This is a genomic window from Geomicrobium sp. JCM 19039 (assembly GCF_000698145.1).
Lineage (GTDB): Bacteria > Bacillota > Bacilli > Bacillales > Marinococcaceae > Geomicrobium_A.
Genome location: NZ_BAXB01000029.1, coordinates 13,947 through 40,592, shown reverse-complemented (window position 1 = coordinate 40,592; position 26,646 = coordinate 13,947). Strand labels below are relative to the sequence as shown.

At 46.4% G+C, this 26,646-nt stretch carries 29 protein-coding genes, 2 pseudogenes and 1 riboswitch; of the genes and pseudogenes, 21 read left to right on the top strand and 10 right to left on the bottom strand.

Features of this window, described 5'->3' with window-relative positions:
- A partial coding sequence (locus tag JCM19039_RS24000; RefSeq protein ID WP_152550283.1) for a hypothetical protein occupies positions 1 to 227 on the bottom strand: 227 nt, incomplete at its 3' end.
- 173 nt (positions 228 to 400) lie between these two features.
- On the opposite strand from JCM19039_RS24000, the pseudogene JCM19039_RS18945 reads away from it, so the two are divergent.
- From JCM19039_RS18945 to JCM19039_RS26760, 4 genes and pseudogenes are all read left to right on the top strand, one after another.
- Positions 401 to 1,533: pseudogene (locus JCM19039_RS18945) on the top strand (ABC transporter ATP-binding protein).
- Positions 1,533 to 2,179, top strand: a pseudogene (locus JCM19039_RS18940) (ABC transporter permease). The pseudogenes JCM19039_RS18945 and JCM19039_RS18940 overlap by 1 nt, the downstream one beginning before the upstream one ends.
- A 22-nt stretch (positions 2,180 to 2,201) precedes the next feature.
- Entirely contained in the window at positions 2,202 to 2,729 is a 528-nt protein-coding gene (locus JCM19039_RS26765; RefSeq protein ID WP_255343707.1) for a glycine betaine ABC transporter substrate-binding protein, read from the top strand.
- Positions 2,726 to 3,094, top strand: coding sequence for a glycine betaine ABC transporter substrate-binding protein (locus JCM19039_RS26760; protein WP_255343706.1), 369 nt, complete (start codon positions 2,726 to 2,728; stop codon positions 3,092 to 3,094). Before JCM19039_RS26765 ends, JCM19039_RS26760 begins: the two co-directional genes overlap by 4 nt.
- Before the next feature lie 143 nt (positions 3,095 to 3,237).
- On the opposite strand, the gene JCM19039_RS18930 is transcribed toward JCM19039_RS26760, so the two are convergent.
- The gene (locus tag JCM19039_RS18930; RefSeq protein WP_042430191.1) at positions 3,238 to 3,948 is read right to left on the bottom strand and encodes a GHKL domain-containing protein; all 711 of its coding nucleotides are present in this window, start codon (positions 3,946 to 3,948) and stop codon (positions 3,238 to 3,240) included.
- A 10-nt stretch (positions 3,949 to 3,958) separates the two neighbouring features.
- Positions 3,959 to 4,666, bottom strand: a complete 708-nt coding sequence (locus tag JCM19039_RS18925) for a LytTR family DNA-binding domain-containing protein (protein ID WP_042430188.1) — start codon at positions 4,664 to 4,666, stop codon at positions 3,959 to 3,961.
- 138 nt (positions 4,667 to 4,804) lie between these two features.
- Between JCM19039_RS18925 and JCM19039_RS18920 the strand changes: the two genes are divergently transcribed.
- From JCM19039_RS18920 to JCM19039_RS18900, 4 genes are all read left to right on the top strand, one after another.
- Positions 4,805 to 5,554 (top strand): ATP-binding cassette domain-containing protein, encoded by a 750-nt coding sequence (locus JCM19039_RS18920; protein ID WP_042430185.1) that lies wholly within the window; start codon positions 4,805 to 4,807, stop codon positions 5,552 to 5,554.
- Positions 5,551 to 6,069 (top strand): hypothetical protein, encoded by a 519-nt coding sequence (locus tag JCM19039_RS18915; RefSeq protein ID WP_042430179.1) that lies wholly within the window; start codon positions 5,551 to 5,553, stop codon positions 6,067 to 6,069. Before JCM19039_RS18920 ends, JCM19039_RS18915 begins: the two co-directional genes overlap by 4 nt.
- On the top strand, positions 6,069 to 6,668 hold the full coding sequence (locus JCM19039_RS18910; protein WP_042430176.1) for an ABC transporter permease subunit: 600 nt from the start codon (positions 6,069 to 6,071) through the stop codon (positions 6,666 to 6,668). Before JCM19039_RS18915 ends, JCM19039_RS18910 begins: the two co-directional genes overlap by 1 nt.
- An 856-nt stretch (positions 6,669 to 7,524) precedes the next feature.
- Positions 7,525 to 8,763 (top strand): DNA polymerase IV, encoded by a 1,239-nt coding sequence (locus JCM19039_RS18900; protein WP_042430172.1) that lies wholly within the window; start codon positions 7,525 to 7,527, stop codon positions 8,761 to 8,763.
- A 9-nt stretch (positions 8,764 to 8,772) separates the two neighbouring features.
- Here JCM19039_RS18900 and cls read toward each other — a convergent pair whose 3' ends face one another.
- Complete coding sequence (cls, locus tag JCM19039_RS18895; protein ID WP_042430170.1) at positions 8,773 to 10,221, bottom strand: cardiolipin synthase; 1,449 nt, start codon at positions 10,219 to 10,221, stop codon at positions 8,773 to 8,775.
- An 89-nt stretch (positions 10,222 to 10,310) separates the two neighbouring features.
- Positions 10,311 to 10,412: riboswitch (TPP riboswitch) on the top strand.
- Between the two features lie 74 nt (positions 10,413 to 10,486).
- Here cls and thiD point away from each other — a divergent pair.
- The gene (gene thiD, locus JCM19039_RS18890; protein WP_042430169.1) at positions 10,487 to 11,314 is read left to right on the top strand and encodes a bifunctional hydroxymethylpyrimidine kinase/phosphomethylpyrimidine kinase; all 828 of its coding nucleotides are present in this window, start codon (positions 10,487 to 10,489) and stop codon (positions 11,312 to 11,314) included.
- Positions 11,292 to 12,443, top strand: a complete 1,152-nt coding sequence (locus JCM19039_RS18885) for a DNA glycosylase AlkZ-like family protein (protein ID WP_042430168.1) — start codon at positions 11,292 to 11,294, stop codon at positions 12,441 to 12,443. The genes thiD and JCM19039_RS18885 overlap by 23 nt, the downstream gene beginning before the upstream one ends.
- Here the strand turns inward: JCM19039_RS18885 and JCM19039_RS26755 are convergent.
- From JCM19039_RS26755 to JCM19039_RS18875, 3 genes are all read right to left on the bottom strand, one after another.
- Positions 12,424 to 13,008, bottom strand: a complete 585-nt coding sequence (locus JCM19039_RS26755; protein WP_052398948.1) for an MFS transporter — start codon at positions 13,006 to 13,008, stop codon at positions 12,424 to 12,426. The genes JCM19039_RS18885 and JCM19039_RS26755 overlap by 20 nt on opposite strands.
- On the bottom strand, positions 13,008 to 13,796 hold the full coding sequence (locus JCM19039_RS26750) for an MFS transporter (protein WP_052398947.1): 789 nt from the start codon (positions 13,794 to 13,796) through the stop codon (positions 13,008 to 13,010). The genes JCM19039_RS26755 and JCM19039_RS26750 overlap by 1 nt, the downstream gene beginning before the upstream one ends.
- A 1,338-nt stretch (positions 13,797 to 15,134) precedes the next feature.
- The gene (locus JCM19039_RS18875; protein ID WP_042430166.1) at positions 15,135 to 15,413 is read right to left on the bottom strand and encodes a hypothetical protein; all 279 of its coding nucleotides are present in this window, start codon (positions 15,411 to 15,413) and stop codon (positions 15,135 to 15,137) included.
- 126 nt (positions 15,414 to 15,539) lie between these two features.
- On the opposite strand from JCM19039_RS18875, the gene JCM19039_RS22600 reads away from it, so the two are divergent.
- The 10 genes from JCM19039_RS22600 to JCM19039_RS25970 all read left to right on the top strand — a co-directional run bounded on the left by JCM19039_RS22600 (position 15,540) and on the right by JCM19039_RS25970 (position 22,022).
- A complete protein-coding gene (locus JCM19039_RS22600) occupies positions 15,540 to 16,274 on the top strand; it encodes an amidohydrolase family protein (RefSeq protein ID WP_052398946.1) in 735 nt (244 codons plus the stop codon).
- A gap of 44 nt (positions 16,275 to 16,318) precedes the next feature.
- Positions 16,319 to 16,708 (top strand): amidohydrolase family protein, encoded by a 390-nt coding sequence (locus JCM19039_RS22595; RefSeq protein ID WP_193744298.1) that lies wholly within the window; start codon positions 16,319 to 16,321, stop codon positions 16,706 to 16,708.
- Positions 16,705 to 17,451 carry a glucosamine-6-phosphate deaminase gene (gene nagB / locus JCM19039_RS18865; protein WP_042430165.1) on the top strand — a complete coding sequence of 249 codons (747 nt, stop codon included), beginning with the start codon at positions 16,705 to 16,707 and terminating at the stop codon, positions 17,449 to 17,451. Before JCM19039_RS22595 ends, nagB begins: the two co-directional genes overlap by 4 nt.
- Positions 17,451 to 18,170 (top strand): GntR family transcriptional regulator, encoded by a 720-nt coding sequence (locus JCM19039_RS18860; RefSeq protein WP_042430163.1) that lies wholly within the window; start codon positions 17,451 to 17,453, stop codon positions 18,168 to 18,170. The genes nagB and JCM19039_RS18860 overlap by 1 nt, the downstream gene beginning before the upstream one ends.
- 231 nt (positions 18,171 to 18,401) lie before the next feature.
- Positions 18,402 to 19,052 (top strand): alpha/beta fold hydrolase, encoded by a 651-nt coding sequence (locus JCM19039_RS18855; RefSeq protein WP_238545146.1) that lies wholly within the window; start codon positions 18,402 to 18,404, stop codon positions 19,050 to 19,052.
- On the top strand, positions 19,040 to 19,171 hold the full coding sequence (locus JCM19039_RS26745) for an alpha/beta fold hydrolase (protein ID WP_255343704.1): 132 nt from the start codon (positions 19,040 to 19,042) through the stop codon (positions 19,169 to 19,171). Before JCM19039_RS18855 ends, JCM19039_RS26745 begins: the two co-directional genes overlap by 13 nt.
- 4 nt (positions 19,172 to 19,175) lie before the next feature.
- Positions 19,176 to 19,727 (top strand): hypothetical protein, encoded by a 552-nt coding sequence (locus JCM19039_RS25980; RefSeq protein ID WP_052398944.1) that lies wholly within the window; start codon positions 19,176 to 19,178, stop codon positions 19,725 to 19,727.
- Positions 19,631 to 20,773, top strand: coding sequence for a UDP-N-acetylmuramoyl-tripeptide--D-alanyl-D-alanine ligase (gene murF, locus JCM19039_RS18850; RefSeq protein ID WP_307190302.1), 1,143 nt, complete (start codon positions 19,631 to 19,633; stop codon positions 20,771 to 20,773). Before JCM19039_RS25980 ends, murF begins: the two co-directional genes overlap by 97 nt.
- A gap of 21 nt (positions 20,774 to 20,794) precedes the next feature.
- A complete protein-coding gene (locus tag JCM19039_RS25975; protein WP_238545145.1) occupies positions 20,795 to 21,169 on the top strand; it encodes a hypothetical protein in 375 nt (124 codons plus the stop codon).
- Between the two features lie 124 nt (positions 21,170 to 21,293).
- Entirely contained in the window at positions 21,294 to 22,022 is a 729-nt protein-coding gene (locus JCM19039_RS25970) for a hypothetical protein (RefSeq protein WP_238545144.1), read from the top strand.
- 335 nt (positions 22,023 to 22,357) lie between these two features.
- Here JCM19039_RS25970 and JCM19039_RS18835 read toward each other — a convergent pair whose 3' ends face one another.
- Positions 22,358 to 22,774 carry a hypothetical protein gene (locus JCM19039_RS18835; protein WP_042430159.1) on the bottom strand — a complete coding sequence of 139 codons (417 nt, stop codon included), beginning with the start codon at positions 22,772 to 22,774 and terminating at the stop codon, positions 22,358 to 22,360.
- 1,000 nt (positions 22,775 to 23,774) lie between these two features.
- On the opposite strand from JCM19039_RS18835, the gene JCM19039_RS18830 reads away from it, so the two are divergent.
- The gene (locus JCM19039_RS18830; RefSeq protein WP_042430157.1) at positions 23,775 to 24,773 is read left to right on the top strand and encodes an NADP-dependent oxidoreductase; all 999 of its coding nucleotides are present in this window, start codon (positions 23,775 to 23,777) and stop codon (positions 24,771 to 24,773) included.
- A 929-nt stretch (positions 24,774 to 25,702) separates the two neighbouring features.
- Here the strand turns inward: JCM19039_RS18830 and JCM19039_RS18825 are convergent.
- Positions 25,703 to 26,284, bottom strand: a complete 582-nt coding sequence (locus tag JCM19039_RS18825; protein ID WP_081834624.1) for a LysR family transcriptional regulator substrate-binding protein — start codon at positions 26,282 to 26,284, stop codon at positions 25,703 to 25,705.
- A complete protein-coding gene (locus JCM19039_RS23405; protein ID WP_081834623.1) occupies positions 26,191 to 26,583 on the bottom strand; it encodes a LysR family transcriptional regulator in 393 nt (130 codons plus the stop codon). Before JCM19039_RS23405 ends, JCM19039_RS18825 begins: the two co-directional genes overlap by 94 nt.
- Positions 26,584 to 26,646: the final 63 nt, after the last annotated feature.

Here is a 26,646-nt window from a genome sequence, read left to right as displayed (position 1 = left end):
CGGAACAACATGCGCTCTTCCCTCGTTTTTGTTCCGGCTAGAAGCGTTGTCCGGAACAAAACCCATTCTTCCCCCGTTTCCGTTCCGGCTAGGGCGCTGTCCGGAACAGCATGCCCACTTCCCTCGTTTTTGTTCCGGCTAGGAGTGCTGTCCGGAACAAAAACTGCACAGTAGTTACAAGCGAGTGCGACAGCTGTAGGAACCGACAGTGCAATGGAGCCACGCATTTAAAGCTTTCTCGTGAACTACAGAACCAAACATTCGTGGGAAAAATAAGCTGGATTTTCATGGGTATTGTCTAAAAATCTTTATTTTGTGTGAGAAATCATGTAATGTAAGTCTGTACTCCTATTCTTATATATTTAGCGTAAAGCATTTTAGTTAAGAAGGTGATGTAGTTGTGATTGAATTCAAAAATGTAAGTAAAACATATGCTGACGGATTTCAAGCGCTGAAAAACATAAACTTAAAGATTGAAGAAGGCGAACTCATTGCGCTGATCGGTCCTTCAGGTTGTGGGAAAACGACGACGATGCGGATGATCAATCGCTTAATTGATCCGTCCGAAGGCGAAATTCTCATTGATGGTGAAAATATAAAGAAAAAAGACCCTGTTCAATTACGGCGAAACAGCGGGTATGTGATCCAACAAATCGGTCTGCTTCCGCACATGACCATCCAAGATAACATATCTATTGTGCCGAAGCTCAAAAAATGGGAAAAACAACGTTATCTCACGCGAGTGGATGAGCTATTGAAACTCGTCGGGTTAGATCCTGATACGTTTAGAAAGCGGTACCCGTCTGAACTTTCCGGTGGACAGCAGCAACGAATCGGTGTGATCCGAGGATTGGCAGCTGACCCACCGGTTATTCTTATGGATGAGCCTTTTAGTGCTCTTGATCCGATTAGTCGTGAGCAGCTTCAAGACGAATTGATTAAGTTGCAAGAAGAGATTAAGAAGACAATTGTCTTTGTTACCCATGACATGGATGAGGCGATTAAGATTGCCAATCGTATCGTCATCATGCGCGACGGGAGATTGTTCAAGTGGATACCCCTGATCGGATTCTTAGAAACCCGAAAGATGACTTTGTCCGTGACTTTATTGGAACGGAACGGTTAAATCAAAATGCGGATCAGCCTGTCGCAAAGCAACTCATGACGAAAGAGACCGCAATGGTTCGTGGTAGCCGCGGGCTTGCAGAAGCATTTAATTACATGAAAAAAGACCGGGTAGATCAGTTGTTTGTTCGCGATCGTGAAGGTGCGCTTGTCGGTATGGTGACGCTTGAACTGATTGAAAAGCATTATGACGATGAGTCGAAAACGGTTGCCGACGTGATGCAAACCGAGATCAAGCACACCGTAAATCCAACGACATCACTAACAGAAGTTGCTGGACTGCTCAGTCAGCAAGACGTATTTACATTGCCGGTCATTGATGATGGAAAACTTGTCGGTGTTGTTACGAGGACGAGCATGATTCGCGGCATTGCAGAAGTGAATCATCAAGAAGGAGGCGAAGGGTGATGCAACTTTTTCTTGATCTATGGGAACTGTTCCAAGTCCGACAAGGCGCAGTATGGGACGCCTTGCAAGAACATTTTTTCCTCGTCGCCGTTTCGATGACACTCGCCGTCTTAATCGCGGTTCCACTTGGGGTTCTTCTGACGAGTTTGAAGCGATTATCTGAACCAATCATTGGTATTGCTGCCGTTGCACAAACGATTCCAAGTCTCGCGCTCTTAGGATTTATGTTGCCGGTGCTCGGGATTGGTACGAACAACGCCATCTTTGCGTTAACTGTTTACGCTTTATTGCCGATTCTTAGAAATACGTACACCGGAATTTTAGAAGTGGACAAAGCCACCGTTGATGCCGGGCGGGGGCTTGGGATGACAAGAAGTCAAATCTTAACAAAAATCCAATTGCCACTTGCACTGCCAGTTATTATGGCGGGGATCCGTACGTCGACTGTTATCGTCATTGGTGTCGCGACGCTTGCGACCTTTGTTGGGGCCGGAGGGCTCGGAGACATTATTATGCGTGGACTTGCAATGCAAAATAGTGCCTTACCCTACTCGGAGCAATCCCGGCGGCAATTCTTGCGATTATCGCAGACTTCATTCTTAAACGAATTGAAATTCTAGCCACACCAAAAGGCTTGAAAAAATAACCAGTGAAAGGATGTTTCATCTATGAAAAAGTTTTTTCCAGTCGTTTTAGGCTCCACACTCGTTTTGGCCGCTTGCGGAGGGGGCAGTGATGAAGACACAGTCGTTGTCGGCGGTAAGGACTTTACCGAGCAGATCATTCTCACGCATATGGTTGCAGAACTGATTGAAGAGAATACAGAGTTGAACGTTGAGCGAGAAGAGAATCTCGGCAATACGGAAATTCTTACGCAAGGCATGATGGACGGGGACATTGACTTGTATATTGAATACACAGGGACGTCGTACATCACTGTCTTAAACCATGAAATCGACCCAGAAAACCCGCCAACTGCAGAGGAAGTTTACAACACGGTTCAAGAAGAATATGACGCGGAGTACGATATCGCTTGGTTGGATGAGTTTGATTTTGAAAATCGTTATTCCTTAGTCATGCGTGGTGCAGACGCTGCGGATGTCGCGGATATGAGCGCCCTTGCTGATCAAACGGATGAGCTAACCCTTGGACATAACGCCAATTTCGGTGAACGTCCGGACGGATTGGACCGATGAACGACATGTACGGGTATTCATGGGGAGACACAGCGCAGATGGATGACGGTCTCATGTACGATGCTTTGCGTAACGAAGAAGTTGACGTAATTGCCGCATTCACAACAGACGGGCGTATTCCGGCTTATGACCTTGAAGTTATTGCTGATGACCTCAACTACTTCCCGCCATATTATGCGGCACCGATCATTATGAACGACACGCTTGAAGCTCACCCTGAATTAGAAGACTTATTGGCTCAACTCGGTCCATTGTTAACGGAAGAAACAATGGCTGAACTAAACGCCGAAGTAGACATTAACGCAGAACTTGAAGAAGTTGTCGCACGTGACTTCTTAATTGAAAATGGACTCATCGATGAGTAAGTGCAAAGCCTTCTGGGACCTGTCCCAGAAGGCTTTTTTGGAGAGTGTATAATGGTGGCATTTGAATCTTCAGTAACCATTAAGCCTGGTCATGCTCCTACGCTAAAAGAAGCGCCACCGTGCCGACTCTTACTGAAGAAAGGTTACTTTGATTGCACACTCGGCAGGCGGATGGCGAGATGAAAGGTGTGATCGTCGACATGAAAATGGAGGGAACCTTCTGCAGTTTTGACAGCGTTTTGGATTAAGTATGTACCTAGTCCCCGCTTTTTGATGGTCGGATGCCTTTTAGGAAATAATTGTTCCCGAACATCAATGGGAATCGGGGCAGAGCTGTTGCTCACATCAACGATGATAATGCCAAACTGCTTGCGTACTTCGATCTCAATGTAGGGCTCGCTCACGTATTCTTTACTTAGTCGCGCCCCTTCCAACGCATTGCTGAAGATGTTGACCATGAGTTGCATTTCCTTGCCTGGGCTCAGCAGTGTTTGCGAGAGATCCGCCTTGATGGACGCGTTTACGCGAATGTTATCTTCGTTTCCTTTCGTTTTCACATAAGCGAGGGCGGCACCGATGGCCCCACCCGCAGACGCACTGGCACGGTCCTCGTCATTATTTTGGAGTAGGTGAAGGTAATCAACGATCTGTTGGAACTCATGTTCTTTCGCAAGTCTCGCCAGCACTTCAAGGTGCGTGCGTTGGTCATGCTGTTCTTGCTTTAATGACTCGTGCAAAGCTTGGACGTGCTGTTGAAACTCGGTTGCATCTTGGAAGATGCGTTTCTTTTGTCGCCAAAGGAATACGATGAGTAGCAAAGCCGCAACGAGAAGTATACTTAAAATAGCAGCCATCGTCGACACCTCAGGATAAGATCGGAAATTGATCTTGAATCGTTTTTAGATTTTTTTTCGTGACGAGTGCATGCTTGTCACTGTTCTGAAATTGAATTTCTAGTGAATGCTTCGTATAAGGTACGAATTGAGTAATCTTTGAGAGGTTCGTAATAAAGGAACGATGTGTTCTAAAAAAGGTAGAGCTTTGCAATTCGGCCTCTAGTTCCTGCAATGATTGGTAGGTGACAATCTCATCATCGGTAAGGTGTACGGTCGAAGACCGACCGGTCCGTTCGATAAACAAAATGTCATTTTCGTTTACGACACGGATCTCCCCTTGTAATTGAATGGTCATTCGGTGACCGTCGGTTTGGTGGGAAAGGCTACGATAACGATTCAACGCTTTCTCCATTCTCGTAGGTGTGAGAGGCTTCAGTACATAATCACACACGTCCAAATCAAAGGCATGAACGGCAAAGCCTGAGTGACCGGTGACGAAAATAATTTCAACTTTTACCCCGCGAGCCCGCAAACGTTCGGCGAGTTCGTATCCGGTCAATCCTTCCATTTCAATATCGGCAATGAGAAGATCAATGCTGGAATGTTTCAACAATTGATACGCTTCCAAAGCTGTATGGCAACGCCACTCGACGTGACAGTCTGGTTGTGTTTTCAGCCAATCCTCAACCTTTTGTAGGTCATTCGGATTATCGTCAAGCAGGCCGATTCGAATCATGCTACCCCTACTTTATCTTTTTTTCATTAGTATAGCAGAAACATGACATCATATGCCCGTTTAACGACGGAATTGCAGAGTGCAACCTGTTTTCGGATATACTAGAATAAAGAAAGTAGAACCTAAAGGAGCTTTCATATGATTGAGTTGTCATCAGTCGATAAAGTGTTTCAAGAACGAAAACGACAAAGTTACCGAGCACTTCGGGAAATTACAGCTACTATTGAACCTGGCAAAGTGACCGCTTTACTTGGTGAAAACGGGGCTGGAAAGACGACGTTGCTTCGGATAATATCGGGTCTTTATGTGCCTTCGAATGGCGAAGTGAAAATTGACGGTCACGTGCAATCGCCGGACCATATCGAGTTGCGTAAATCAATCGGTGTCCACTTTGGAAGTGACACAGGCTTATACAACCGCATGACCGCCCGTGAGCATTTAGAATACTATGCGGCTCTTTTCAAAATCCCGAACCAAGAAACAAAGCAACGAATTGAGAAGTTGAGCAATGAACTTGGAATGCGCGATTTTCTTGATGTGCGTGTGGAAAAGCTATCCAAAGGCATGCGTCAGAAAGTGGCGATTGCCCGGGCAATGATACACAGCCCGTCTATCTATCTGTTTGATGAACCGACGACAGGGCTGGACATCACGTCCGCAAACATGTTCCGTGAGAAGGTGCTACAGCTTAAAAGTGAGCAACGGACGATCGTGTTTTCCACCCATCTCATGGAAGAAGTACAAATGCTTTGTGATCGTGTCATGATTCTACATCGAGGGTCGTTGCTTTTCCACGGATCGATGGAGGAATTATACGCTCACGAAGAAACAGATAATTTGAATATGATCATGATGGCGACCTTGGCTAGAGGGGGGCGTGTGAAATGATCGCGATTATAAAAAAAGAAATGAAGGATGCGCTCCGCGATCAGCGTACGTTGCTGCTGAGTGTTTTTGCCCCGGTACTTCTCGTATTTGTCATGATCTTTTTTTTAGGTGGCGCAGGGTCAGATGATGTGATTGTCGGTCTCGATCCGGAGTTGGATGATGAACTTTCTGAAGCTTTGCAGCAGTCCCATGAAGATTGGCACTTCTTACAAACAGCGCGTGGTGAAGCGTTGCTAGAAGATGGGGATATTGACCTGTGGGTTGAAGCCGATGATGAGCAGCTCACCGCGAAAGGGGATTATGCGAGTCCGCTTGTTTCTCATGTGGAACGAGAGCTGATGGATGTTTGGGAACAGTATGAAGCAACTCATCGGAGTGACGTTCTGCAGTCTGCCGGGCTAAGTGAGGAGCAGTTGACGGTCTACAATTGGAACAGTGAGCCGATCGGGTTGATGAGCGTTCGGTTCCTTCCGTTGCTTACTTTTTCACTTTCATTTTGCTTATTACAGTTTTGATGGCAGGTTTTCCAGCAGCGGTTGATTTGTTTGCTGGCGAAAAAGAGAAGCAGACAATGGAATCACTGCTCATGGCACCGCTACGCAGGTCACAAATCGTCATATCAAAATGGGTGGTTATCACCATTATAAATTTTGTTAGTGGTGTGATTGTGTTTGCGGGGTCGTTGCTATTCGCAAACGCATTTCACCAAAGCGGGGTCATCATTGCAGATGATCAACTGCTGAAGATTGGTCTTTTCTTTACGTTATCATTGCTAACTTTTGCTGCACTTAATGCCGCCTTGCTCATCGTCATCAGCGTGTCGACTGCTTCGTACAAAGATGCGCAAAACATGTCTACACCTGTGACATTCGCCTGGCTTGCCGCACCGATCTATTTACTCACAGCGCCGTTGTCTAGCTGGTCGATCTGGATGTTCTTCGTACCTGCATTGAACGTGAGTGCCTTAATTTACGGCATCACGGCGGGCACATCTGTCATTGGTTTGCCAGAGTACGCGGCCACAATTGGCTCGAACTTGGTGGCAACCGTAATTGTGCTATGGATCGCAATTAAAATGTTTCAAAAAGACCGGTACGCTCTTGGTCATGTGTAACGTTAATGAAGCAAGTCCACCCGACCAAGAGGGTGGGCTTGCTTTGTATGTGGGTTTTTTAAAGGATGATAAGTCGAAACGTACCAAAATCCAACATAAACCCGCCTATGTTGGATTTTTGGACTTCTATGTGGGGATTCAAGTAGTATCGTGGCCACTTTTGCTTAGAAACTCCCCCGTAGCCCGCCTTATGATGGGGTTTGGCATTTCCAGGATGAGGGCGTTCGGTTGCCTGCTAGGAGGCGGGCGGCATCACTACGTCTGGACGCGCAAACTGCGCGCTAGTTTTTACATTTTGCGCGCAAGTTTACTCGTTTTCAGGTCAATTTCTATCGTTTCTCGCAAACTTGATCGCAGTTTGCTTCAACTTGCGCGCAGATTTATTGCCCAACCGACCGTACACTTTGCTCACGGCGGTCCGGCTTCGGCACCTTTGGTGCGACGGTCGTCAGCTCGATTGCACGTCACCCTTTCAGCGTCGCTTCACACGCCCGGAATCTGTGCCCTAGTTTGTGCCACCTGTGCTCAAATATCTCATTTCAACTACAATTATTGCCGTTTCGCCTGAACTCGGTAACAGTTTCAAAGCTCCAAAGCTGGCTCTCCATGCGCGTGGCGAGATCAGTCGTTCGCCCTTCCGCCCAGTCTGTGATCAGCTCTCCAGCTTTCGTTTTCTTTATTCTTTCCCTGCCATCCGTAGCAAACTTGCGCGCAGGTCAACCGATGTGCACCCGCTCCCTCCGCCCGAACGCCTTCTCCCCCCCCAATTTGTCGGTGTATGATCGCATAAAATTTTCTAGTGTGATAAGAACGTACGTTTGGTATACTGTGTATATCAAAGGTGGGGTGAGTCATCATGAAAGATCGTGTCGTATTTCTCATCGATATGCAATCGTTTTTTGCCAACATGGAGAAGCTGTCTCGCCCAGATTTGGATGACAAGCCGGTCGTCGTTGCTGGTGACCCGAAGATCCGCAGTGGGGTTATTCTTGCGGCCTGTCCGATTGCGAAGAAATGGGGCGTTCAGACTGCCGAGGCGCTCTGGGAGGCGGAGATGAAATGTCCTCATTTAGTTGTGCTCAAGCCACGCATGCAACTGTACTTAGATGTGTCCGTCGCCATCGCCAGTTCGCTTGAAATGTACACAGATTTAGTGGAACCGTACAGCATTGACGAGATTTTTGTCGATATGACGGATGCGATTCACCGTCACAATTGCAGCCCGGAAGATCTTGCCGAAGAAGTGATCACAAAGGTGAGGAGAGAATCCGGAATGGTTGCAAGAGTAGGAATCGGTCCGAATAAAGTGATGGCGAAGATGGCGTGCGACCATTTTTCCAAAAAGCAACCGGGCGGAATTTTCTTTTTGCATACTGAGAACTTGCAGCAACGGCTGTGGCCGCTACCAATCGATTCACTATTTGGCGTAGGAAAGCGAATGGGGAAGCACTTTCGCGATATAGGCATCCGCACAATTGGGCAGCTTGCGAGTGCTGAGCTTACGGATATGAAGAAACGGTGGGGCATTAATGGGGAGCTCCTTTGGCGCACCGCGCATGGTGAAGACGAATCACCGGTCAAGCTGGATACGCACGTCCGAAGAAAGGCGATTGGTCATCATATGACGTTGCCGAAAGACTATCGAAGTTGGGATGATATCAATACGGTGCTTATGGAACTTGCGGATGAAGTCGCGCGGCGCGTGAGGGCGAACGGGTGTCTTGGAGGAACGGTGACGATGGGTGCCCGTGGGCACAACCATTTTCAAATGCCGTCTGGATTTCACCGTCAAGTGAAGTTGCCTGAGCTTACGAATGACGGAGGTGTCATTTACCGGGCCGCCAAACAACTGTTTTTGACCCATTGGAATCGTGACGCCATTCGTAGCTTAGGTATTGGGTTAGATGGGCTCGTGAGCGATGAGGCGAGACAGCTCAGCTTGTTTACCGACGATGTCGACCGCGAACGTTTGAACTTCACGATCGACGGGTTGAAAAACCGCTACGGGTCCGCGACTGTATTACGGGCAGTATCGTTGACCGAAGGCGGGCAAGCATTAATTCGTTCACAAAAACTGGGCGGTCACTATAAATAAAGAAGCGTTTTAAAGAATTGGAGACAACAGACGACTGACAGATTCTTTAAAGCGAATATAAAGGCTACGATCATGATAACGTTGAGCGGTCATTTCTGAGCAGTGAAGGAGGTCGTTCTCAAAGATGGCGGCCAGTTTCTCACCTAAAGCTGCGTGATACATGAAAGCATTCACTTCGAAATTCAATCGGAAGCTGCGCACATCGATGTTTGCGGTTCCGATTGAGCCGACACTTCGGTCAACGACAATCATCTTGGCATGAATAAACCCAGCATCGTAGATGAAAAAGCGGACGCCTGTTTTTAATAGTTCACCCATGTAAGAGTACGTTGCCCAATAGACGAAGATATGGTCCGGCTTATTTGGGATCATAATGCGAACGTCTTTCCCAGCAAGAGCCGCAATCCGAAGCGCATCAAGCAGGCTTGAATCAGGGATTAAGTAAGGCGTCTGAATGTAAACCGATTCTCGTGCAGAAGTGATGAGCTTAATGTAACCATTTTTAATCTCCTCAGCTTCTGTATCTGGACCGCTAGAAACAATTTGTGCGGCAATGTCACCCCTTGATTTGACGGGAGGAAAATAAAGATCATCATAATGAATTTCATGAGCCTTTGATGCTTGGTTCCAGTCAAGAATGAACCGGGTCTGCAAGGCTTTAACTGAGGAGCCTCGGATCCGAAGATGACTGTCACGCCAATACCCGAATTTTTTCGTGCGGCCTAGGTATTCGTCACCAACGTTAAATCCACCGACGTAACCGATACTCCCGTCAATGACCACGATTTTTCGGTGATTTCTATAATTTAGGCGGGAATTCATATAGGGAATACGCGAAGGAAAGAATACCCCAACTTCGCCACCTGCGTCGATCAGTTCCTGAAAATGTTTTCGTGCTAATTTTCTTGAACCCATATCGTCGTACAGAATGCGCACACGCACGCCAGCTTGAGCCTTTTCGGTGAGCAAATGAATGATCCGCTTCCCGATCAGGTCATTTCGGAAGATGTAATACTGCATGTGCACATGGTTTTTGGCGGTCGCAATGTCTGCTAGAAGTTCAGAGAACTTGTCAACGCCATCAGTAAATACGTCAATATCATTGTTTTGTGTAAGCAATGCCCCGTCACTGCGCAAGAGCATCGTAATTAAGTTGCTGTTGTTTTGTTCGGTTTCATTACGAAAGGCAAACGTGTTGTCCTCAAGTGTGCGAAGCTGTGCATCGATACTGTCTTTAAGGCCAATCTTCTCAATGCCATCCCAATTGAAAAGCCGTTTTCGGCTCAAGTTTTGGCCGAGTATAAGGTAGAGAACAAATCCGATAAAAGGAAGAAACATCAAGATTAATAACCAGGCCCATGTTGCATGGATGTCTTTGCGCTCCATAAATACAATGATTGCTGCAAGAATCATATTCAAAAAAACGAGTAAACTAAGAATAATCGGCAGTATATCCATTAACAACCTCCTTATGAGCCAATGTTCATCCATATCGTACCATGTAATGATTGCCACATCCTAAAAGATGTATGCTAAAATGGATGAAAATATACCACTAGGGGTGCGCGAGTAAGCGCTGAGAGATGTTTAAACGGAAACCCTTTGAACCTGATCCGAAAAACGGCGGAGGAAAGTGGCTGACGATTGTGTAGTATGTGTCAAGCCTCCTGTGCGTTCAGGGGCTTTTTCTTTTTTGCGCATCTATAGTATTGGAGGATAACGAATGATTTCAAAAGCATTAACGATTGCAGGAACAGACCCAACAGGTGGAGCGGGGATTCAAGCGGACCTGAAAACCTTTCAGGAGCTTGGTGTATTTGGCATGAGCGTCATTACGTCCGTTGTGAGCCAAAATACGACCGGTGTGTTTTCATTTGTCGATATGGATCTTGATTTCGTCGAAAGCCAAATTGATGTCGTGTTTGACGATATTCGCCCTGACGCTGTGAAAACAGGAATGCTATCAAACCCAGAGGTGATCGCGCTTGTCGCAAAGAAGCTCCAAGAATATGATGTCAATCATTTCGTGCTTGATCCCGTCATGGTTGCTTCAAGTGGCCATGAGCTTATTTCTCAAGACGCCAGAAAGGCGGTTAGAGAACAGCTATTGCCTCTTGCAACAGTTGTGACTCCGAACTTGCCAGAAGCTGAAGCGTTAACAGGACTTACAATTACAACCGTAGAAGACATGAAGCGAGCAGGGAAAATGCTCGTTGAAGAATACGGCTGTCGCGCTGCTCTCATTAAAGGGGGGCACTATAAAGGAGAAGCCGATGACTATTTGTATGATGGGCACGCATTCAAAAAATATACGGCGAAACGGTTTGATACGGTGCATACACACGGAAGTGGCTGTACGTATGCAGCTGCGATTGCAGCTGGCCTTGCTGAAGGCTTAGACATGGAAGAGAGTATCACTCGTGGGAAAACCTTTATTACGAGTGCTATTTCCAATCCGTTGGAGCTCGGACAAGGTCAAGGGCCGACCAATCATTGGGGACATCGCTGGGAAGAAATGAGGAAGCGTGATGGCAGACATTGGAGTAAGTAAGCGCGCAGCAAGGCGTTTTTTAGTACAGTCGCTTCTTCCGAAACCACTCGAAAGCGTTAATGACGTATTGGATCAACTCGAAGCGGTACAATTGGACCCTGTCAGTGTCGTTGAAAAGAACCATCATCTTGTATTAATGAATCGAATAAAAGAATACAGTGTGACGAATTATACAGATGCTTTGAGTGAAAAGCGTGCGTTTGAATACTTCGCAAATGCAGCGTGCCTTTTACCGATGAAAGATTACCCGTTGTTAAAAGGCAAGCGGGTGCGTTTACAAGAACAGTGGCGGGGAGAGCGGGGAAACTACCGCGAAGCGATTGCAGATATTTTGGATCGACTCCAGCAGGAAGGGCCTCTTCCCGCAACGGCATTTTTGGCGGAGCGAAAAGTCGTCGGCGGTTGGGACCATCCAACACGTGCGTCAACGAAAGAAACGACCCATGCGTTACGCATTTTATTTGAATGTGGTGACATTCAAGTGAGTGGCCGGGAAAAGTCAATTCGGCATTATGCCCGAACAGATCAGTGGATTCCCGAAGCGATTCAAAAAGAAGCAGACATGATAAACATCGAAGAAGCAGACGCCTTACTTATGGACAAATATTTGCGGGCGTACCGGTTGTTTGACGCGAGAGATCCGCGACTAGGTTGGCAAAAGTTAAATGCGCAGGCGCGTAAAGAAACGTTAGCCGAACGCAAAAGAAAGCGTGAGCTCTTTGAAGTGCAGATCGAGGGGGTAGACCGCCCGTATTATGTGCTGGAAGCAGACGCTGAGCAACTTGTCGCTTGTGAACACGCGGACGTTCATGAACAAGTAAGTTTCCTATCCCCATTGGACAACTTGTTGTGGCGAAGGGAACGGGTGGAGGAGTTATTTGACTTTTTCTACCGATGGGAAATCTATGTTCCGAAAACGAAAAGAATGTACGGTCCCTATACGATGCCGGTTCTCGTCGGAGACGCGCTCATTGGCAAGGTTGATCCTTATTTTGACCGGGAAAACGGTCGACTTTATATGACGACGTATGAAGGTGTGGGCGAAAACGACATGGTCGTTTCCGCCCTTGAGAAATTCGCCCAATCGCTCGGTGCACGGGAATTGACGATTACGACAGCGGAGCGCTAGTCGTAGTCGTTTTTTTAGATCGATAATAATAAATCCAAAGAAACAAGACGAGTGCAACGACGGCAATGAGGGAGAGCGCAAAGTAAAGGTTGCTATAAATCGAATGAGGTCCGTGAGGATTCAACGGGTTAATTGAATACGTCACGCTCGTTGTGTCAAGCAAGCTCCCGAAAATTGCACTGCTAAACGCACCAGATATGAAGTTACATAAGTTGAACAACCCCATGCCAATGCCTGTCGTTTGCCGATCAAGCAATGTGGATAGTAGGTTTGCGGTTGCACTTTGCAGCAGTGGAAAACCGATGTATGCGACAAATACAGCTGCTGCAACGAGCCATAATGAGAAGCCGGTAAACACGCTGATTAGAAATACGCCGATGGAAATGACGATGAGGGCGATCCTTAGTACATACACACTTCCGCGCCGGTCAATGACCATACCTCCGTAGCGACCGAGAATTCCTGCAGCCATTGCCCCTGGGAACAGCACCATGCCGATGCCAATCGTAGTTGTGTCGTAAAGGTCACGCATCATAATTGGCAATACAAAGATGAGGCCAAACATCACACTCGTACCGAAAAAACTTGTGAGTATGGTAATGGCGTATTTTCGATTTTTGAGTAATGCCGGGTCGATAAACGGCACGTCGCTTCGATTAAGATGAAAAGCGAGTACCAAAAAGACAAGATCGATACAAACAGTAATGACCAGACGAACAACGTGACAAATAGCAATAACGTCGAGACAAATACCGAGACGAGGATCGCGCCAATGTAATCAATTTTTTGGAAGTGTACACGCTCGTCAGGCAACCATTTGCGGAATAACGGGATGGCCAAGCAGGCAGTCGCCGGCACGAGGAACAAGTATCGCCATTCAAGCACCCCGCCAATCATGCCACCAGCAATGGGACCAACCCCTGAAGCGAAGGCCACCGTTGACGAAATAATCCCGAACACTTTCCCTCGATCGGTATCAAAATAGCGAGACGGAATGATAAAGCCAAGGGCTGGGATAGCGGCGCCACCTAGAGCTTGGAGAATGCGAGCGGCGAGTAGTGTTCCGTAGTTGGGCGATAAAAACCCGAGGACGGATCCGAGCGAGAATAGAAGAATTCCAACCGTAAGTAACGTCTTTAACGGCACCATGTCCGCAAGCTTTCCGTACATGACCGACCCAATCGCATATACGAGAATGTAACCAGTCATTACCCAACTGACTTGCGAAGGCAAGAGCCCGAACGTTTCGGCTATATCGGGAATGGTTACGTTAAACATCGTTCCATTAATTACAGTAAATGTAAGTAAAATCGCGAGTAAGAGTACAAGTTTTTTCTTTCTTTGACTATCCATAATTCCACCTCTCCATCATCATGATACCGCTTTCTGAAGAGAAGAACACGGAAAACATTTCGTAAACCAAAATAAAACACAGAAGCGTTGCTATGCCCGCCCTGTCGTCTGCGCGCAAGTGTGCCCGATCTGCGCTTTAGTTCCTCGTTTTTACGCTTAAAAACAGTGGATTTAATGAAACTATATAGAATGAACGTAAGATTTTCTTGATTTGCGCTGTTGGGCGTTGGGTGGGAGGGGGAGCCCATTGTTGGGTGCCATTTTGCGCGCAAGTTTCCACGTTCTGCGCGCAAGTTTGTCTAGTTTAACGATTTTGGTGCTCATTCCACTAAACTTGCGCGCAGTTTGCTCCAACTGGAGCGCAGATTGAATGCCTATAAGCGAGCAACTTGTCGGCCCCGGCGGGGTCGAAACCAAGTCGGCCCTGGTTCGGCGCGAACCGCGCCGACGTCTTGCAGGTACTTCGGGGCGGGGATTGTACACGTGACCCGGCAATCTGTTACCAAGTTTATGAGAATAGACCGCTTTTCCGGCGATTTTCCCTAACTTGAGAACCGTTCGATCGCAATTCGAGCACAGTTTCCACTTCACCAAGTTTACCATTGGTTCTTAAAGAAATTCACTGAATCCGATAACCGAGATCGGTCTTTACCGGCAAACGCCTACCTATCGTCTGTTGAAGTTCATCTCACTTCGACACTGCAAGGGTTGCGGGCAACACGGAAAACGTTTGCCAAAAGTAAAAAGACGTGACTGATGGTCACCACCTGGTTTAAGTATGTGATGACCTCTTACTTATGTGACAATCCAGCCCTCAAAACGGGCACTTTCGGCCCTCAACGGTCACATATATCGCGTTTTGTGACCATTGACTCCGTTTATGTGCGCATCCACGTTTAAAATGATGATTTTTCTTTCCCAAGTGTCACAAAAATGAATATATGGGGCATTTGGACTTCTTTCCATACACCGTAAACAGTAGCCAGAAACGTGAACCGTAATGCTCTTATGATCGGGACTGCATAGAAAACACGGTGGGCGTCTTTAGACCACCGATGTTGCCCTTGTGCTCTGGAGTGCATAGAAAACACGGTGGGCGTCTTTAGACCACCGATGTTGCCCTTGTGCTCTGGAGTGCATAGAAAACACGGTGGCTGTCATTTGACCACCGATGTTGCCCTTGTGCTCTGGAGTGCAACCATCCGCCTGCAGTGGGAAGCAACAATCAACTGTGCAAATCAGGAAAAGGTTTAGCGCAGGTTTGTTCAACTAGAGCAGAGATTTGCCCTGTTCCATACAAAAACCCCGTCCAAACGCTTGCGTTGACGGGGTTCATCATTATTTCTGTTTCAGGTTGCCTGTGCTTTGAATATAAACGATGTTCTCTGTTTTCTCACTATCAATATCAGAAACAAAGGCAGGTCCTTCGAACGTACCTTCGCTCGTTTCAAAATGAAAATCAAAGGTTTTCTTAGAGCTGACGGCATCAAAGATCAAATTCTGCTCATCAACTGCGTGAAATACGCCGTTCCATTGATCATTTTCTGTTACGTTTAATTCTCCTGTGCGAAATGTAATGGCTTTGCCACCATCCATATATAGTTCATCTACTTTCATAAATTGTTTCCTCCTTCATTGTCGCTACAAGGAGTGTTCCCGGCATGTCCATCGTTAAAACATAAAAATATTGGTCTAGACAACTAGAGGTCATAGTGATATGTTACAAGAAAAGAGGTGAGAGCGTTGCGGGAGGTAATTCTAGCTGGATTGAATGTTGTTTCGGATGGTTTGTTTATGGATAACGCGTATATTCACATGCGTAACGGCAAGATTGTTGCTGTCGGTAAGAATGACAACACGAGTTTCCCTGCACATGTCCCGATCCGCACGTATGATAAGGATACGACAGCGTTGCCAGGATTCATTGACGTACACATTCACGGTGGCTACGGTGTGGATGTGATGGACGCCAACGAAGACGTGTTCACAACCCTCGGAGAGAAATTGCCGACGGAAGGAACGACCGCCTATTTAGCGACAACGATAACGAGCAGTAAGGATCGAACTGTACAAGCGCTCCAGCAGTGTGCTCAGTCGGTGAAAAAGCTTGGGTCTGCTGAATTACTGGGTGTGCATTTAGAGGGCCCGTTTATTCACCCTGACAAGCGTGGCGCTCAACCGCTCGAGCATATAGAACCTGCAAACGTAGAGATGTTTGCAGAGTTCCAACGAGCTGCCGACGGTACAATCCGGATCGTTACGCTCGCCCCCGAAATCGAAGGCGCAAACAAACTTTTGCAAAAATGCATCGATGAACGAGTGATCACATCCATTGGACATACGACCGTTGAGTACGAAACGTTGGAGCAACTTGTTCAAGATGAACCGATGCACGTGACTCATTTGTACAATGCCATGCCAGGACTGCACCACCGGCGCCCGGTGTCGTCGGGGCAGCATTTACGATCCCTTCATTAAAAAGTGAATTGATTGTTGACGGGATGCATAGCAAGGCAGGAGCGGTGAGGAGCGCATTTCAAGCGATCGGCTCGGACCGTTTGCTCTTAATTACCGATTCGATGCGCGCGAAAGGAATGCCAGACGGCGATTATGATTTAGGGGGGCAAACGGTTCGTGTGCACGGGGAGAAAGCGACGCTTGAAGATGGTACGTTGGCAGGCAGTGTTCTGCGAATGAACGATGCCGTTCGGCTCATGCGCACGTTTACAGATGCATCGTGGGAAGACGTTGCCAAGATGACGTCTTGGAACCAAGCAAAAGCGCTGAACATCTCGGATCGAAAAGGAAACGTTGCGGCGGGCTTTGATGCCGATGTCGTGCTGTTTGGGCAAGACGTGCTGCAAGAAACTTGGTGCGCGGGACAATTGCGATTTGAGGAGGGGTCAAAATGAAAGTTTGTGTGATGAAAGATTATGAAGAAATGAGCGGAGCAGCTGCCGAACAAATCGCAAACAAAATGCTCCACAATCCTGAAATTGTTTTAGGTTTAGCCACTGGCGGCACACCTGAAGGGATGTACCGCTATTTAGTTGAAAAATATAACCGGAAAGAGTTATCTTTTCAACATGCGATGACGTTTAATCTCGATGAGTATATCGGTCTTAACGACGACCACCCACTAAGCTATCATGCGTATATGAAGAAGCACTTGTTTGACCATGTGGATGTGCGTGCACACAACACCCATCTGCCAAATGGAGAGGCTTGCGACATTGAACAAGAATGTCTGAACTATGAGCAGCAGATTCAGTTGAGTGGAGGGATTGACTTGCAAATACTCGGTCTCGGTCACAACGGACATATCGGTTTTAATGAACCGAATACGTCTTTTAATTCCCGTACGCATCGCATCGAACTCGATGAACAGACGCGAGAAGCGAATGCCCGTTATTTTAACACATTAGAAGAGGTGCCAAGCGAAGCAATTACGATGGGAATCTCGACAATATTAGAAGCAAAAGAAATTCTCGTTCTCGTCTCTGGGTCGGATAAAGCAGAAGCAGTGCGAAAAATGATCAGCGAGGCGCCAAATCCAAACCACCCAGCGACAGTATTGCAAAACCACCCTAATGTGACGCTATTTATTGACGAAGCAGCCGCTGTGGAGTTGGATGAAAGTATGGCAACGAAGTGATGATTGATAAACAGTCGAAAATCCCCATCTATTATCAACTCGAACAAAGCATGAAAGAGCAAATTCAGGAAGGTGAGTTAGAAGAACACGAAGTTTTACCTCCTGAAAGAGAGATCGCTGAGCGTTATAGCATTAGTCGCATGACCGTTCGCCAAGCGTTAAACAACCTCGTCCAAGAAGGCATCTTGTACCGGCAACAAGGAAAAGGCACGTTTGTGAGTGCCAAAAAAATGACGCACGTGATGAAGGATTTAACGAGTTTTACCGAAGAGATGCGCGAACGGGGCTTCTCACCAGGCAGCCACTTTCTTGCTTTTGAAGAGGTGAGCGCTCCGAGCGAGGTGGCCACACAACTTAGTGTGTCAGAAGATGCAAAAGTTGTTCAAATTAAACGGGTCCGCCTCGCAAATGAAGAACCGATGTGCATCGAAACGGTGTGGATTCCGCGATCCCTCTTTCCTACACTAAAAAAAACCGACGTCGAGTCGTCATTTTATTCGGCGGTAGAGCGTGCAGGTTTCGAAATTGTCTCTGCAGAGCAATCGTTCGAAGCGAGTGTAGCTACAAAACAGGAAGCGAAACGGCTCGGTATTTCTGAAGGCAGCGTCGTGATGAGAATGAAACAAACGTCATATCTTGGAACAGGGGAAGCTTTTGAGTTTGTCGATTCTGTGTACAGAGGCGACCGTTATACGTTTTTCCAGACACTATCCCGATAGAAATAAGCCTTCCGCATCTTTGGCGGGGCTTATTTTTTTGATAAAGTGAATCACAATCGTTCAACAGTGAACGATTCGTGACATACGCTGAAAGTAAGTCAAATTTTCTTTTTTTACTCACTGGCATCATGTAAAATAAAATAAAAAGCCAACGAAGTGTGTGCTGTGTTATGATAGGAGAATGAGCGTCGTCTGCACGCATGCTTTAACAATAGAATGGGGCGTATTAACGTGTTTATAGATATTCATGGAAAGCAGGTTCATTTCCATTGCTCGGGCGAAGGAAAAGACGTCCTGCTCCTTCACGGTTGGGGAGCCAATATTCAAGCCTTTGGCCCAGTTCATCGAAACCTTGAACAACATTTTAAAGTATGGTCCATCGACCTTCCCGGATTTGGAGAAAGTGAAGAGCCACCAAAGCCTTGGGGTTCAGATGACTTTGCGAAAATGCTTAGAGAATTTATACTGAAACAAAACATAGAAGATCCAATTTTGATCGGTCATTCCAATGGTGGGCGTGTATCGATTCGCTATGCGTCTGAACATCCGGTAAACAAAGTCATTCTCGTTGACAGTGCCGGTGTGAAACCGAAACGTAAACTGAACTACTATATGAAAGTCTATTCATTTAAAACGGCAAAGAAAATACTGAGCTTACCGGGTCTTCGATCACGTAAAGAAGAAATTCTTTCTAATATGAAGAAAAAGGTCGGCTCAACAGATTATCAAAACGCATCCGGGGTGATGCAACAGACACTCGTGCGGGTTGTCAATGAAGATTTGCAGCATCTTATGCCAAAGGTCACGGTCCCAACTCTACTCGTATGGGGGAGGAGGATGATGACACTCCTGTTTCCGACGGTGAAAAGATGGAGAAGTTAATTCCTAATGCTGGACTGGTCGTCCTTAAAGGTGCAGGGCATTTTTCATACCTCGATAACCTCCAAGAATTTTTGATTGTCATTAATCATTTCCTCGAAAAAGACAAGGAGGCCATCTAAACATATGGAAAGTCTGCTCATCCTACTACTTGCCATTGCCTGGGCATTATACACAATCATCCGTGTGAAACGGAATGTCCATATGTTGCAGCTCAACTCATATCGTAATGAACGTTATTTCCGCTGGATGAAAGGAAATACAAAGAAAGCATTTCGCTTATGGGATTTGTTGCCATTCTTGTCTTTGATCGCACTGCCGCTCTCTGAAAACATATCCTTCTACGTGATTGCTGCTTGGGCAATTATCGTGTTTGCATCATTGACTGCACTGCGCCCTCAGACGGAAGAGAAAAAGAAGCTCGTTTATACGTCAAGAGTGAAGCGACTGTTAACGACCATTGGTCTCGTTTACTTGCTCATCTTTTTAGGTGCGTTCTGGTGGAGCGCTGGTGGCACGTTTGCGATGGTCTATTCATTGCAATCCTTGCGGCTGCAACATTTCTTACGTACTTTATCGTCATGGTCGCAAACGTCATTACGATGCCGATTGAGTTACAAATTAACCAATATTACTTCCACGATGCCGAGCGGATCGTACGTGACATGCCGAGCTTAGAAGTCATTGGGGTCACTGGAAGTTACGGGAAAACGAGTACGAAGCATATCCTAAAAGCGGTGCTCGCAAGCAAATATAATGTGTTAATGACACCTGAAAGTTACAACACGAAGATGGGCGTCACGCGGACCATTCGTGAACAATTAAAGCCATACCACGACCTTTTTATTGCTGAGATGGGTGCCAAGCAAGAGCACGATATTGAAGAAATCTGTACACTCGTTAACCAGAAATACGGGATTGTGACGGCGATCGGTGAACAGCATCTTGAGACATTTAAGACGTTGGAAACAATTAAGAAAACGAAGTTTGAGCTTGTTGAAACACTGCCGCACGACGGGACGGCGTTCTTAAACAAGGACGACGACAACATTCGTGCCTATCCGCAAGTGAATAGTGTACGCACGATGTATTACGGAATCGATGCTGAAGACTTACACTACCGGGCGACGAATATCACGTATTCAGGTAAAGGAACGACGTTTACTGTCGAAAAATATGACGGCACGAGTGTTGAGATTCAAACGAAACTGCTCGGTCGTCACAACATTTATAATATCCTTGCTGCGGTTGCCATTGGTGCGGAGAAGAATATTCCGCTTGACGTCATTGCCCGCGCGATTAAAGGTGTTGCCCCTGTTGCGCATCGACTTGAACTGAAACGAACGAGCGATACACTCACGATTATTGATGACAGTTTCAACTCGAACCCATCAGGATCAAAGATGGCAGTAGAAGTTCTCGGATACATGCCGGAGAAGAAAATATTGATTACGCCAGGGATGATCGAACTTGGCGATCGTGAATATGAATTGAATAAACGTTTGGCAACGCATGCTGCAGAAGTGTGTGATTACATTATACTTGTCGGTAAAAAGCAGACCATCCCGCTACAAGATGGACTTGAAGAAGCGGGGTATTCAGAAGACAAGTATTATGTCGCGTCGAATTTGCAAGATGCACTCGCGAAGATGCGAGACGTGACGGCCACGGAACCTTCCGTCGTTCTGTTAGAGAATGACTTGCCGGACACATTTGAGGAGTAAGACTGAACGGAGATGAATGCGATGAAAACTAGAGTAGGTGTTTTTTTCGGCGGGATTTCTGTAGAGCATGAAGTGTCGGTCATTTCAGGACTCCAGGCCATTCATGCGATGGACACGGACCGTTATGAACCGGTTCCGATCTATATTAGTAAAGACCGCACGTGGTACACAGGGGAATCACTGCTTGATATTGAAGCGTACAAAGACTTGAAGAACCTTTTGCAAGAATCAACGGTCGTCACACCGATTGCCGCAGAAAATGGTGGCATCATTTTGCAAAAGTTGCCTGTACCACGATTTGGCAAACGCGAAGCTGGTCAAATTGATGTCGCGTTTCCAGTTCTCCACGGAACCTTCGGCGAAGATGGGGTTTGCAAGGGTTATTTGAACTCATGAACATCCCATATACCGGTTGTGACGTTGGGGCTTCTGCCGCGGGTATGGACAAAATCACGATGAAGCAAGTTCTTCGTAATGAAGGATTGCCTGTGCTCGATGACGTATGGTTTTATGGGCGCGAATGGATGAAGACATGGAGGCTGTTGTTACCCAAGTCGAAGAGAAGTTGGGATACCCGGCGATTGTCAAACCCGCGAACCTCGGTTCCAGTGTTGGCATTGGAATTGCTAGAAACCGCACATCGCTAGAGACTGCCGTAGAAGAAGCGTTAGAATACGCTAGTAAGCTCGTCATTGAACCACTCATCGGGGAACTAAAGGAGATTAACTGCTCAGTTCTCGGAGACACAGAGCACGCTGAAGCATCTGTACTCGAAGAAGTATTAAAGACAGAAGAAATCCTTAGCTATGCCGATAAATATCAAGGCAGTTCAAACGGCGGCAGCAAATCAAGTGGAGGTTCAAAAGGGACGAGTGGCGGAATGGAAAGCACCGATCGCATCATCCCTGCTCCGGTTTCTGATGAACGCACAGAAGAAATCCAATCACTAGGAGTGCGCACATTCAAAGCCCTCGGTTGTGGTGGCGTCTCGCGCATCGATTTCATGATTGATGAAACGAACGACTCCGTCTACGTGAATGAAATTAATACGATTCCAGGGTCCCTTTCCTTCTACTTATGGGAACCTGCCGGCAAAGACTTTCAGACACTCACACATGACATGATCCAGCTAGCATTAAAGCGCCAGCGCGATCGCGAACGCCTTACCTTTTCTATTGATTCCAACCTGTTCTCCTTACAAGGCGGCGGTGGTGGAAAAGGCGGAAGCAAAGGTGGAAGTAAGAAATAAGCACGATGGAAAATATCAAAAGCGACACCCCCATTCATTGTTCATGAATGGGGGTGTCGCTTTTGTACGATGTCATTTAACACGGACGGGCGGGGGTTCAATTAGGAAGGCGCGTTCTATGGTAAGATTCTCTCCTCATTGCCCGCATGTTAGTCTGAAATCGTACCATTGGGGTTTCTATGGTAAGATTTTCGAGTTTCTATGGTATGATTTGCAGTCATATCCCTCATAAACAGAGAGAAATCTTACCACAATTGATTCAATGGTGAGATTTTCACCCTAGACGCCGTCGGATAAGGCCATTGAAAAACATTTTTCTCATTTACGATTAGACACTATTGTTTCACATATTCTTCCTTTAAATAGATGGTGTTGAACTCTTCCCCTGTATGTGGATGGCTAAAAGACTCAAATGTAAATAGGATATAAAGCTCGTCGCTATCCTCTTCTTCTAAGGAATATGAGAACTCAGGCTTGATGGTTTGACCATGATTAATAATGTCAAATTCATCTGACTTAAGCTCTGTCGTATGCTGAATTAAATCGCTTTGACTCACTGTAGAGCTTGCCCAGGTCTTATTTCCAACACGATGTGAACTCCCTGAGGGTTCAGTTAGAATCTTTTCCTCAAACAAAATTAAACTAGGTCTATGAATTGTGAAGTTTGTTTCATTCTTTATTAATACATTAAACGTGTACGTTCCCTCATCAGTTTGTTCAACATTGTAGATGTCTACATTTAATTCAGACAAGGATGGTTCATCCTGGTGTGTTACGACAAAGTAACCTACTATCAAGATTAATAAAAGGGACATACTGAGTATAAAAACCATGGGCTTTCTACCAATTAGCATTATTAAAACATTCCCTTAATTCAGTTATATTCAGAACGATATAAAATGAACTTAACATTTTCCTAATTGCGCAGTATCTTTTGCTTTCCACTTCATGCGGATGATTGTACTCCAGAGCACAAGTGCAACATCGATGGTCAAAGTACGCCCACCGTGTTTTCTATGCACTCCAGAGCACAAGTGCAACATCGGTGGCCAAAGTACGCTCACCGTGTTTTCTATGCACTCCAGAGCACAAGTGCAACATCGGTGGCCAAAAGACAGCCACCGTGTTTTCTTGACACTCCAGAGCATAAGGCGACGCGGTTAACTTTCTGCCTACTGGCTAGGGTGTAGAAAAAGAAGCCCAAATGCCTCATAAGTTCATATTTGTGACAATTTGGAAAGGAAAGTCATCGTTTTAAATGTGGATGCGCACATAAACGGAGTCAACGGTCACAAATCGCGATATATGTGACCGTTGAGGACCAAAAGTGCCCGGTTTGAGGGATGGATTGTCACATAAGTAAGAGGTCTTCACATGGTTGTGGAAGGTGGTGACCCTAGGTCATGACTTTTTACCCTTCGGCAAACGTTTTCCGTGTAGCCCGCAACCTTTCCAGTGATGAACAACGATCGGCAACGACGTTGTCGAAGTGAGATGCACCTCAACAGACAATCGGTAGGCGTTTGCCTGTATAGATCGATCTCGGTCATCGCATTCAGTGAATTTTTCCGTTCAACTTATATAGATATTAATATGTGGTAAGTTTAGCGAGATCACCGTACATCTTTTATTACTTTTTATACTATTGCATTACAAAATGTATGACAAGAAGCATCCAAGCATAACCCAACAAGTAGGTATGGTTTAAACTTACGTATTTGAAGGAATAGTGATTGGACGGAGGTGCTCACAATGAAACAAATACGACTAAAAGAACGACCGGTTGGTGTTCCAACCGAAGATACATTTTATTTTCATGAAGCGGACGTTCCAAAGCCAAAGGACGGAGAAGTGTTACTCAAAACACTGTATCTTTCCGTCGATCCATATATGCGTGGAAGAATGTCGTCAGCCAAGTCTTACGTTGAACCTTTTCAAGTTGACGAACCGCTTAACGGTGGCATCGTAGCTGAAGTCGTGGAGTCAAAGTCAGAAGGGTTAGCCGAAGGTGACGTCGTCACAGGTTCCCTCGATTGGGCAGAATACAACACAACAGCAGGAAAGAATGTACGCAAGCTACAACTTGCCGGCGCCCCTGCTTCACATGCCCTTGGCGTGCTCGGGATGCCAGGACTCACCGCCTATTTTGGCATGTATGAAATCGGCGCACCCAAATCTGGCGAAACCGTCGTCATCTCTGGTGCTGCTGGGGCAGTCGGCTCTGTAGCTGGCCAATTAGCCAAGAAAAAAGGCGCTCGCGTCATTGGCATTACCGGTTCCAAAAAGAAGCAAGACTACCTAAGCTCCATCGGTTTTGATGCGACCATCAATTATAAAGAAGACAACTTGGAGCACGCGCTCGATGAACAATGTCCAGATGGCATTGACGTCTACTTTGAAAATGTCGGTGGAGAAATCAGTGATCATATCTGGCCAAGATTAAACCCCTTTGCCAGAGTACCCGTTTGCGGTGCTATATCCGCCTACAACAACACAAAAAAAGAAGAAAACTTCGGACCTCGTGTCCAACCCTTCCTAATTAAGTCGAGAGTGAAGATGCAAGGATTCCTCGTTGCTGACTTCGCTGACAAATATAAAGAAGCTTACCAAGCACTAGCCGAAGGGCTAAAAAACGGGGATATCCAGTTTGAAGAGACCATTCATGAAGGTTTCGAAAACGTACCCCGCGCCTTCCTCGGTCTCTTTGAAGGCGAGAACATCGGGAAACAACTCGTCAAAGTGGCCAAGTAGTAAAGTTGACCATCTAACGGATGTCCAATCATGGACATCCGTTTTTTAGATTAGGGGAGCCTGGACATGTAAAAATACAAAGAAGTTTGCATCTGTTTTCATCCGAGGTTGAGGTGGAGATTGCTCACCCGAACATTACGTTGCATCATTTTTGGTAATACCTAGGAGATTCGCGTTCTATATAGAATGAACGTAACATTCTCTTGACTTGCACTGTTGGGTTGGAGGGTAGCGTGGTGCTGGGTGCCATTCTGCGCGCAAGTTTGCGCTTTTCACCGATTTTAGCGCTGATATCACCAAACTTCTGCGCAGTTTGTTCCAACTTGCGCGCAGATTCCAAGCTGTAGTGCCAACGACACGTCGGCCCGGCCGGGGCCGAAACGAAACCGTACTCGGTTCGGCGCGGCTCGCGCCGACGTCTTGTGGGTACTTCAGGGCGAGGATGTACAGGTACCTTGTAATCAGTTCCCGAGTTTGCTCATTCTGTTCCCTCGTTTATGAGAATAGATCGCTTATCCTACGATTTCCCCCAACTCCAGAACAGTTCGGTCGCAACTCGAGCACAGTTTCCACTTTTCTAAGCGTACCATTAGTTCTTGAAGAAATTCTTTCGGTCAACTTATCTAGACCACGCCCCAAACGATCTAAATCGCTTTAGAACACCGCAGTTTACCTCAGACTAGCCAATCTATGAACGTTCGTTTCTCCACCGAACTCCCCCCTGTTTACCCAAATAAACCTCAAGAGCTAGCAACCATCGGCTCCCGAGGTTCCGAAGATAAACCGAACTCGCATCGGCATGACTCATGCGACTGCATAATTGTCATTTGAATGTGAAGGGTGAGTGACTTTCTTTCGCCGCGCACTATTGTCATATATTGGTAAGTAATCATATAGACCGTTTTCTGCCCCCATCGCTTCAACCTAACTCACTGCACTAAAAGGTCTTTAAAGTGTTGCGCGGCCCGGGAGATGTGGCGATCTTTCGGGGTGATTAATGCGGTGGTGGTCGTCACATGGCAATCTGTAATTCGGTAGATGGAGAAGTTCTCTTTTGAAAATGTGGACAAGACAGCTTCTGGAAGCATGATTCCGCCTAATCCACTTTCGACGAGCGTGAGTAATGTTGTCGCATCGGGGGATTCGCAAATGTAATTTGGAGTGAGTCCGTGATGTTTGAAGGCTTCGTGTACGAGCTCATATATGCCAATGCCTTTTACGCGATGCAGGGCGAAAAGCGGCAATCCGGCAATTTCTTTCATTGTCACGGTTTGTCTGTTTGTCGCAATCCATTGATGCTTTGCTGTGATAAAATAAAAGGGTTCTTCTTCATCCAATGAGGTGAAATGTAGCTGGTCTTGTGGATGAGGAGAACGGACGAGAGCGACGTCGATCTCTCGATCATGTATGGAAGCGGCTAACTGAAAAGGATCTCCTGACAGGATCTGAATATGTACATTTGGCCACTGTTCATGAAAGGAGCGAATGGTCGCTGGTAAATGATGAAGCATGATTTTACGCACCCAATTTGAAGTGTACCTCGTAATCCTTCGCCTGTATCTTTGACGATGTCGACGACGTCATCGAATTCTTTGAGCAGTTCAATGCCCCGCTCGTACAATAGTTCCCCTGCCTCTGTTGGCAGAAATTTTTTCCCGACACGGACGAGCAGTTGTGTGCCCAATTCTTTTTCTAAACGTCGGATTTGTTGACTAAGGGGCGGTTGCGCCATGTTGAGTTTTTGTGCAGCGGTCGTAATTTGGCCTTCTTGGACGACAGTGACGAAATAGCGGACGTGCCTAATTTCCATATTATCCCATCCTATATGTTATTAATATATTTGATTATTATAATTATATTATAAAAGTTTGTA